The 1,829-nt window shown below is 66.7% G+C and carries 2 protein-coding genes; both read right to left on the bottom strand.

Annotated features, from left to right (window positions below; all coding sequences use genetic code 11):
- The coding region (gene ilvN / locus AC5RWT_RS36980) for an acetolactate synthase small subunit (protein ID WP_494084557.1) at positions 1-412 on the bottom strand (412 nt) is incomplete at its 3' end.
- A 2-nt stretch (positions 413-414) separates the two neighbouring features.
- The coding region (gene ilvB / locus AC5RWT_RS36975; RefSeq protein WP_494084556.1) for a biosynthetic-type acetolactate synthase large subunit at positions 415-1,829 on the bottom strand (1,415 nt) is incomplete at its 5' end.

Genomic DNA, 1,829 nt, shown 5'->3' with positions numbered 1-1,829 from the left:
CTGCTAGCAGGGCCTCGAGCTTATCGGCGGTGCCGGTGGCCTCCACGACCAACGAGTCGGTGGACACGTCGACCACGGAGGCGCGGAACAGATCTGCTGCCTGGGTTACCTGCAGCCGTGTTGCGGCATCCGCGCGGACCTTGACCAGGATGTGGTCGCGTTGCACGGAAGAATCGGGAACCAGTTCGACAATCTTGATGACGTTGACGAGCTTGTTCAGTTGTTTGGTGACCTGCTCCAGCAGGTCGCCCTCGGCCTCAACCACCACGGTGATCCGGGAAAACCCGTCTGCTTCCGTGGGGCCGACGGCCAAAGAATGGATGTTGAACGCGCGGCGGGCGAAGAGGCTGGCGACGCGGGTCAGCACGCCCGGGACGTCCTCCACCAGCACTGAAAGGGTATGGCGGGCCATGCCTAGTCCTCCTCTTCCCATACGGGGGTCATGTCGCGGGCGATCTGGATGAGGTCGTTGCTCACGCCGGAGGGCACCATCGGCCACACCATCGCGTTGGGGCTGACCACGAAGTCGATCACCACGGGACGGTCGTTGATCGCCAGCGCCTGCTCGATCGTGGCGTCGATGTCCTCCACCCGTTCGCAGCGCAGGCCCACGCAGTCGTAGGCGTCGGCCATCTTCACGAAGTCCGGCACGCGCACGGTGTCGTGGCCGGTGTTCAAATCGGTGTTGGAGTACCGGCCGTCGTAGAACAGGGTCTGCCATTGGCGGACCATCCCCAGCGAGGAGTTGTTGATCACCGCCACCTTGATCGGGATGTTGTTCAGCCGGCAGGTGGCCAGCTCCTGGTTGGTCATCTGGAAACAGCCGTCGCCGTCGATCGCCCAGACCACGCGGTCCGGGTTGCCCACCTTGGCGCCCATCGCGGCCGGCACCGAGTAGCCCATGGTGCCCAGGCCACCGGAGTTCAGCCAGGCGTGCGGGCGCTCGTACTTGATGAACTGCGCACTCCACATCTGGTGCTGGCCCACGCCTGCGACATAGACACCTTCCGGCCCGGTCAGCTCGCCGATCCGCTGGATCACCTGCTGCGGTGCCACCAGGCCGTCGTCGGGCTCGGCGAAGCCCAGCGGGTAGGTCTCGCGGAGCCGGTTCAGCATGGCCCACCAGGCGGAGAGATCCGGGGTGCCTTCGGCGGCGAACCGCTCGCGGCAGGCGTCGGTCAGTTCCGGAATGATCTCCTTGACCGAGCCCACGATCGGCACATCGGCCACACGGTTCTTGGAGATCTCCGCGGGGTCGATGTCCGCGTGGATCACCTTGGCGCCGGGCGCGAAGGTGCTCAGCACGCCGGTGACGCGGTCGTCAAAGCGGGCGCCCAGCGTAATCAGCAGGTCGGACTGCTGCAGCGCGGTCACCGCGGACACGGAGCCATGCATGCCGGGCATGCCCACATGCTGCGGGTGCGAATCCGGGAAGACGCCGCGGGCCATCAGCGTGGTGGCCACCGGGGCGCCCACCAGTTCGGCCAGCTCGCGCAACTCCTGCGCGGCGTGGGCCTTGATCACGCCGCCGCCCACGTAGAAAACCGGGCGCTCCGCCGCGGCGATCAGCTTGGCCGCCTCGCGGACCTGCTTGGAATGCCCGCGCACCACGGTGCGGTAGCCGGGAAGGTCGATCTTCGGCGGCCAGGAGAAGGTCATCATGGACTGCTGGGCGTCCTTGGCGATGTCCACCAGCACCGGGCCTGGGCGGCCGGTGGTGGCAATGTGGAACGCTTCGGCCAGCACGCGCGGAATCTCCTGCGCCTTGGTGACCAGGTAGGAGTGCTTGGTGACCGGCATGGTGATGCCGACGATGTCCGCTTCCTGGA

Source organism: Arthrobacter sp. Dra40 (assembly GCF_059091905.1).
The sequence above is the reverse complement of the archived record's forward strand: the minus strand, read 5'-3'. Positions and strand labels throughout refer to the sequence as shown.